Origin of the sequence: Paenibacillus sp. A3 (assembly GCF_001399685.1) — a bacterium.
Classification (GTDB): Bacteria; Bacillota; Bacilli; order Paenibacillales; family NBRC-103111; genus Paenibacillus_G.
The window spans coordinates 34,846-42,085 of the sequence record NZ_JTHN01000097.1 but is presented as its reverse complement, the minus strand read 5'-3'; the positions used below and the strand labels follow the sequence as shown (position 1 = coordinate 42,085).

6 protein-coding genes are annotated in these 7,240 nt (G+C 58.7%); all 6 read right to left on the bottom strand.

The genetic code is table 11. The features are described from left to right. Positions 1-651: ribulose-phosphate 3-epimerase (gene rpe / locus QJ48_RS15520; protein WP_054974473.1), on the bottom strand; the 651-nt coding region annotated here is incomplete at its 3' end. 1 nt (position 652) lies between these two features. After that, a complete protein-coding gene (rsgA, locus tag QJ48_RS15515) occupies positions 653-1,564 on the bottom strand; it encodes a ribosome small subunit-dependent GTPase A (RefSeq protein ID WP_054974472.1) in 912 nt (303 codons plus the stop codon). After that, positions 1,564-3,759 carry a Stk1 family PASTA domain-containing Ser/Thr kinase gene (gene pknB / locus QJ48_RS15510; RefSeq protein ID WP_082420519.1) on the bottom strand — a complete coding sequence of 732 codons (2,196 nt, stop codon included), beginning with the start codon at positions 3,757-3,759 and terminating at the stop codon, positions 1,564-1,566. Before pknB ends, rsgA begins: the two co-directional genes overlap by 1 nt. Positions 3,760-3,766: 7 nt before the next feature. Further along, on the bottom strand, positions 3,767-4,537 hold the full coding sequence (locus tag QJ48_RS15505; protein ID WP_054974478.1) for a Stp1/IreP family PP2C-type Ser/Thr phosphatase: 771 nt from the start codon (positions 4,535-4,537) through the stop codon (positions 3,767-3,769). A gap of 8 nt (positions 4,538-4,545) precedes the next feature. Continuing rightward, complete coding sequence (gene rlmN / locus QJ48_RS15500) at positions 4,546-5,631, bottom strand: 23S rRNA (adenine(2503)-C(2))-methyltransferase RlmN (RefSeq protein WP_157261642.1); 1,086 nt, start codon at positions 5,629-5,631, stop codon at positions 4,546-4,548. Positions 5,632-5,725: 94 nt separating this feature from the next. Then, positions 5,726-7,210 (bottom strand): 16S rRNA (cytosine(967)-C(5))-methyltransferase RsmB, encoded by a 1,485-nt coding sequence (rsmB, locus tag QJ48_RS15495; protein WP_054974470.1) that lies wholly within the window; start codon positions 7,208-7,210, stop codon positions 5,726-5,728. Between the last annotated feature and the right edge of the window lie 30 nt (positions 7,211-7,240).

Below are 7,240 nucleotides of genomic sequence, written 5' to 3'. Positions count from 1 at the left end.
TTCCCGGATCGTGCGGATCGCCTCGGCGCGGTCCGGCCGGTTGAACACCGCATTCCCGGCAACGAGCACATTAGCGCCCGCTTCGGCAACAAGCTTGGCCGTCTCGGTATTGACGCCTCCGTCAACCTCGATGTCCACGTGCTGAAGCCCGCGCTCGTCCAGCATGCGGCGCAGTCCGGCGATTTTGGGCAGCATGGCGGAGATAAACTTTTGCCCGCCGAAGCCGGGGTTGACCGTCATCAGCAGCACGTAGTCGAGCAGACCTTCCTCAAGCACATACTCCAAAGCATGGAGCGAAGTGGCCGGATTCAGCACGACGCCCGCTTTGACGCCCTGCTCCTTAATATAATGAAGTGTCCGGTGCAGATGGACACATGCCTCGGCGTGAACCGAAATGAGGTCTGCGCCCGCCTGAACGAACGAGGCGATGTAGCGGTCCGGCTGCTCGATCATCAGATGCACGTCGAGCGGTAATTTCGTTATCGGACGAATCGCCTCCACCACCAGCGGTCCGATTGTAATATTCGGCACGAAATGTCCGTCCATCACGTCGACGTGAATCCAGTCGGCCCCGCCGCGCTCGACGTCGGCAATTTCTTCGCCCAGCTTGGAGAAGTTCGCGGATAAGATCGAAGGAGCGATACGCAGCATCTCAGTACCTCCTTTTTTTGTCTTTAATCTCGTTCAAAAATTGAATGTAATGGTCGTACCTCGATGCGGCGATATGGCCCGCTTCTTTGGCCTCCTGAACCTTGCAGCCCGGTTCGTGCAGATGCAGACATCCGCGGAAGCGGCAGGCTGCGGCATAAGGCGCGAATTCCCGAAAAGCCCCGCTGAGCCCCTCCGCATCCACCTGCAAAAAATCGAGCTGGCTAAAGCCCGGCGTATCGGCGATAACTCCGCCGTTCTGCAGCCGGATCAGCTCGACGTGGCGCGTCGTATGCTTGCCCCGGCCGAGCTTCATGCTGATTTCGTTCGTTTCGAGCGACAGCCCCGGCACCATGGCGTTAAGCAGCGACGACTTCCCGACGCCGGACTGCCCCGCAAACACCCCGATGCGGCCCGCAAGCCGATCGTAGACTTCGCTCACGCCGATGCCTTCCTTGGCGCTTGTCACAAGCATGGGGTAGCCAATCGACTCGTAGAGCCGGATCACCGGCGCCAATTGCTCGGAAACCCCGTCAGACGAAGTTCCTTCGGACAGAAGATCATGCTTGGTCAAACAGATCAGCGTATCGAGTCCAGCGCTTTCCGTATGGACTAGAAACTTGTCCAGCAGCGGCAAATTAAGCGCCGGCTCGGTTACCGAGAACACCAGTACGGCCAAATCGATATTTGCCACCGGCGGCCGGATCAGCTCGGAGGAGCGGGGAAGAATCTCGTCGACCGTTCCTTCCCCGTTCTCCGTCAGCCCGTACACCACGCGGTCGCCGACGAGCGGCGAAATGCCCCGCTTCTTGAAAATGCCCCGCGCCCGGCATTGCACCGATTCGGTCGTCTGCGCGTCGTCAGCAAGTACGTAATAGTATCCGCTTAGCGCCTTCACGATTAACCCGGTTGGCATTATGGATTCTTGCCTCCTGTGCCCGTCGTATTCCCGGCCGGAGACGTCGCTGCGCCTCCGTTCTGCCCGGTCGGCGGCGGCGTCGTTCCGCCGCTTCCCTGTTGCGTCGGCTTGCCGCTCTCGGCCCCCGTGCCGGAAGCCGGAGTTGCCGGCGGTTCGGTCTTGCCGCCACCGTTCGTCCCGGTGCCTGTATTCTGCTGCGTACCGGCGTCAGACCCGGAAGTCTTACCGTTTTTTTGATCCAAGTAGTCCTTATAGGTCTTCGTTATCGTATCGTTCTGAACGCCTTCCCCACGGATTTGAATGGTCGCATCTTTATCGGGCGCAACGACCAGCTGTACCTCAAGCGTTTCCACTTTGGTCACGTTCGTGAGCGTCTGATATTCCGAGTTCTCGGCGGACGCATCGCTCAGAATCACCTTAGCCGTGCCCGCCTGTCCTTCCTTGGCCGGTTTAATCTTCACCGGCACGGTCATCTGTCCCGCTTCCGGCGGTAGGCCCGAACTGACGGTCAGCGTAATTTCCGTACCCGGCGTTACGTCGTCATCCGGTAAGAACGGAAATTGTTCAGTTACACGCCCCTTCCTTTGCTTATAGCTCAGTTGGCGGGAGATGCCGTCCTTGGAAAGCTTCAGTTTTTTTTCGCTAAGGATCGCTTTGGCTTCGTTTTCCGTTTTGCCGATCAGGTTCGGCATTTTGAACGTTTCTCGACCTTTGCTAACGATCAGTTCGACCTTAACATCGCCCGGCAACGTGTACTCCTCATTCACCGCAGGCTTTTGAGACGTCACCGTTTCCGGCTCGGCTTCCAGAAACCTTTGATCGATCTTGATATTTTCCGACTTAAAGCCGAGAGAGGTCAGCTTCGTTTTGGCATCTGCCAGCTTCAGCTTGGTTACGTCGGGCATTTTTTTACTTTCGGGCCCTTCGCTGACAACCAGCTTGATCGTCGTGCCCACATTAACCTGCATATTCGACTGGCTCTGCCGAATGACGATATCTTTCGGCTTGACCTCATCCTTCTGATAAGTCTCTTCCACTCTGAGCTTGCTGTCCTCTAATATTTTCTTGGCTTCGGCAAGCGGCTTATCCACCACATTCGGGATATCGACCCGCTGCACTGCCAATTTCTGCTGCACGTACTGGACCGCATACCACATGCCACCCACGAGCGACATAAGTACCACGAACCAGACCAGCGGCTTGACCCAGCCCTTTTTTTTCTTCTCGGGCGGCGCCGGTTCCTTCGCGCGGGGTGCATCGTCGTCATCCTCCACAACGGCGTATTGTCCCGGCCGCAGCGCAGGCATGACCCGCGTCTTTTCCTCATCCAGATCATCGTCGTCCAGAAAGTTGACTTTCGGCTCGTTGCGGCGGTGCGGCAGCAGGCACGACCCGAGGTCGCTCAGCATGTCTTTGGCCGAACGGTACCGCTCCGACGTGCTTTTGCGCATCGCGCGCAGAATGATGTTTTCCACGCTTTGCGGGATGAGCGGATTCACCTTGCGGGGCTCCTCGACATCCTCCTGCAAATGCTTCAAGGCTACGCTGATCGGACTTTCGCCGAGAAACGGCAGTCGGCCAGTCAGCATCTGGTACATGACAATCCCGAGAGAGTACAAGTCCGATTGCTCGCCGGTCGGCGTTCCTTTGGCATGCTCGGGCGAAAAATAATGAACCGAGCCGACGACGGAGCCGGTCTGCGTAATCGTGGAAGAAGTGACGGCGCGGGCGATCCCGAAGTCGGTCACTTTGATGCGGCCGTTTTTGCCGATCAAAATGTTGTGAGGCTTAATATCGCGATGAATGATTTGATTATGATGCGCGTGATCGAGGGCGTCGCAAATCTGGCTCGCAATATGAACGGCTTCCTCCACCTGCAGCGGAGCCTTTTCCTTAATCTGCTCGTTCAAGTTCGTCCCCTCGATATACTCCATCACGATGTAATGGATGTCTTCCTCTTGGCCGACGTCGTATATGCTGACTACGTTCGGATGCGACAAGGAGGCTGCGGCTTGCGCTTCGCGGCGAAAACGCTGAATGAATTCTTCGTCGTGCACATACTGCTGACGCAGTACCTTCACGGCGACATGCCGATGCAATAAAATATCGAGTCCTTTGTATACGATGGCCATTCCGCCGCCGCCGACGCGTCCCAAAATCTCGTAGCGTCCTCCAAGCTGCTTACCGATCATTCCTTCCTCACCCCGCTTCTCCGTCGTCATGTACCGCCGAACCCGGCCCGTTCTCGATCAGCAACACCGTTACGTTGTCGTCGCCCCCGGCATCCAGCGCAGCCTGCACAAGCCGGTCCACCTTACGCTCCAAGCCGTCCGTCTCCTCCACGGTTTGGAGCATTTGGCCCGGCTCAACAAGGCTGCTTAGTCCGTCGCTGCACAGCAGCAGCAAGTCTCCGGGGCCCCAACCGATTTCCTGCACGTCCACCTCGATCGTCGGCTCGGTGCCGAGCGCCCGTGTCAGAACGTTGCGCCGCGGATGGTGGCTCGCTTCCTCCCGGGTGATCTGGCCGCTTTTGACCAGCTCGTTCACAAGCGAGTGATCTTCCGTTAACTGCTCGATCTGCCCGTCGTGAATCCGGTATACGCGGCTGTCGCCGATATGCGCCACGACAGCCCGCTCGTCGTTCGCCAGCACGGCAACGACGGTCGTTCCCATTCCGTGGTAATTTTCGCGTCCGGATGCAAATTCGAAAATGTTATCGTTGGCGGCTTCGATCGCTTCTTTCAATTTATGCTGCCGCTCCTCGGACGAGCGGTTCGGATCCAAGGACTTCACCTGCAGCGGGATAAGCTCCACCGCCATTTGACTTGCGATATCTCCGGCCTGATGGCCTCCCATGCCGTCTGCGACAATGGCGAGGGTCCAGCCGTTCAAGTCTTCTTGAACGGCTGCGCGGTCCTCATTGACCGCCCGCACCCGGCCGATATCGGATTGATAAGCCAATCTCAGCATCGCTTGCTTCACCTCGCACCCGACTCCATATGCTTCGCCCGCAGCTGCCCGCAGGCGGCCGCGATATCGCTGCCCTGCTCCCGGCGTATGGTGGCGTTGATTTTGTTGCGTTCCAGAATGCGTTGGAACGTGAAGATATCATTCCGGGGCGTACGCACATAGTTGCGCTCGGAAACGAAATTGACCGGAATCAAGTTCACGTGCGCCATCGGAAATGCTTTTAATACTTTCGCCAGCTCTTCCGCATGCTCGGCCTGATCGTTCACGCCGCCCATCAGCGCGTATTCGAACGTAATACGCCGTCCGGTTTTTGCGACGTAATATTGACAGGCTTCGATCAGCTCGGCAAACGGATACCGGCGGTTGACCGGCATCAGCTTGGAACGCAGCTCATCGTTCGGCGCATGGATCGAAATCGCCAGATTGATCTGCGTATCCTCGTCGGCAAACCGGTAGATGTTCGGAACGATGCCGCTCGTCGACACCGTAATGTGCCGCTGGCCGATATTCAGCCCCTTCGGATGGATCATCACCTTGAGAAACTTCATCACCGCGTCGTAATTTTCGAACGGCTCGCCGATTCCCATGATGACGATGCTGCTGACCCGCTCCTGCGTTTCGTCCAAGAGTTGCTGCGCCTTGACCACCTGGGCGATGATCTCGCCGGACGTCAAATTCCGCTTCAATCCGCCCAGCGTCGAGGCGCAGAACGTACAGCCGACCCGGCAGCCGACCTGCGTCGTTACGCAGATGCTGTTGCCGTAGCTGTGCTTCATGATAACCGTTTCGATAGCGTTCTCGTCGCTAAGCTCAAACAAAAACTTCACAGTCCCGTCCTTCGAACGGTAATGCGCCACTTCCGTGAGCGTGACGAAGTCAAACTGCTCCTTAAGCCGGTCCCGGAGCGTTTTCGGAAGATTCGTCATCTCATCGAAGCTTGAAACTCTTTTCACATACAGCCAATCGAAAATTTGACCGGCACGAAAGCCCGCCTCTCCGTTATCCTTGACCCATTGCTGCCAATCCTCCAGGGTAAAATCGTAGATGTACGGCTTTTCGTTTTTCGGCTGCCATCTGCTTTCTATTTCGTTCATTGTATGCATCACAACCTGTTTAGTCTATAGTGAAGCCCTTTCGGAGGACGCTCCTCCAAAAAGGCCACATTTTATTTTACCACATTTTGCGGTTCTATGCTCGCTTGCGCAGCCGGGCGATGAAAAAGCCGTCCGAACCGTAATCGTACGGCATGATCCGCACCGCAGCAAGCTCCTCGTCCAGCCGATCTCGGAGCGTCTCCGGCACTTCGGGCAGGTCCGGCGCAAACGAAGGATGACTCGCCAAAAATTCGCGGATCATGTCTTCGTTCTCGGCCTTCTCCACCGTGCACGTGCTGTACACCAGGACGCCGCCCGGCTTCAGCAGCGGATGCACCGCCTCCAGCAGCTCCCGCTGGATATCGCAGATCTCCGTCAGCTCCGCTTCGCTTTTGCCCCACTTCATGTCCGGCTTCCGGCGGATAACACCAAGCCCCGAGCAGGGGGCGTCGAGCAGGATGCGGTCAAAGCTTTCCGGGGCAAAATGCTCCGCCAGCCGGCGCGCGTCCGCCGTCAGCGTCCGAATCGACCGCAGCGCGAGGCGCTCCGCCTGCTCCTCGATGAGCTTCCGCTTATGCTCGTGCACGTCACAAGCGACGATTTCGCCGCGGTCGCCCATCTTCTCCGCAAGGTGCGTCGTCTTGCCGCCGGGCGCAGCGCAGCAGTCCAGCACCCGCTCGCCCGGCTGCGGGTCCACCCATTCTGCGACGAGCATGGAGCTCTCGTCCTGGACCGAATACAGGCCCGCCGCATAGTCCGGCGAGAGGGCCATGTTGCCGCCGCCGCGCACGATCACGCCGGCGGGCGCAACCGCGGAGGGCTCCGCTTCGAGCCCTCCTTGCCGCAGCCGCTCGGCCAGCTCGCCCGGGCCGAACTTCAGTGCATTCGCGCGCAGACTTACGCGCGGCGGCGTGTTGTTCGCTTCGCAAAGCCGCTCGGCCGTCTGCTCGCCGAATTCGCGGATCCAGCGCCGCACCAGCCACTCCGGGTGTGACTGCGCAAGCGCGATGCGCCGCTCGGCCGGCAGCCCGGCGGGCAGGACGAGCTCGCTTTTGCCGCGGAGCACGCTGCGCAGCACGCCGTTGACCATGCCGGAGATGCCTTGGTGGCCCCGCCGCTTCGCGATATTGACCGCTTCGTTGACGATCGCGTGGTCCGGAATCCGGTCCAAATAATGCAACTGGTAAAAGCTCAGCCGCAGCAAATTGCGAACCCACGGCTGCAGCTTCGCCAGCCCTTTGCTGACGAACCGCTCCAGGAAAAAGTCGATCGTGCTCAGCCGCTGCACCGTTCCGTATACGATTTCCGTCGCGAGTCCGGCGTCCGGCTTGTCCAGCTTGTACTTTTGCAGCGTCTGGTTGAGCAGCAAATTGCTGTACGAACGGTCCTGCTCGATCCGCACCAGCACGTCAAGGGCCGCTTCCCTGGCCGAGCCTTGAGCCGGGCCTTTGCTTGCCCGGGGAGCCTTCCCCTGACGGCTCCCCCGGGCTCCACCCGAAGCCGCACCGCCGGTACGTTTGCCTCCTGCGGCTCCCCCCTGCTTGGTCCGTCCGGAGGACGGTTGATTCGTTTCGCTCATAATTCCTCCGCTTTTCTTCTATAGCTCATA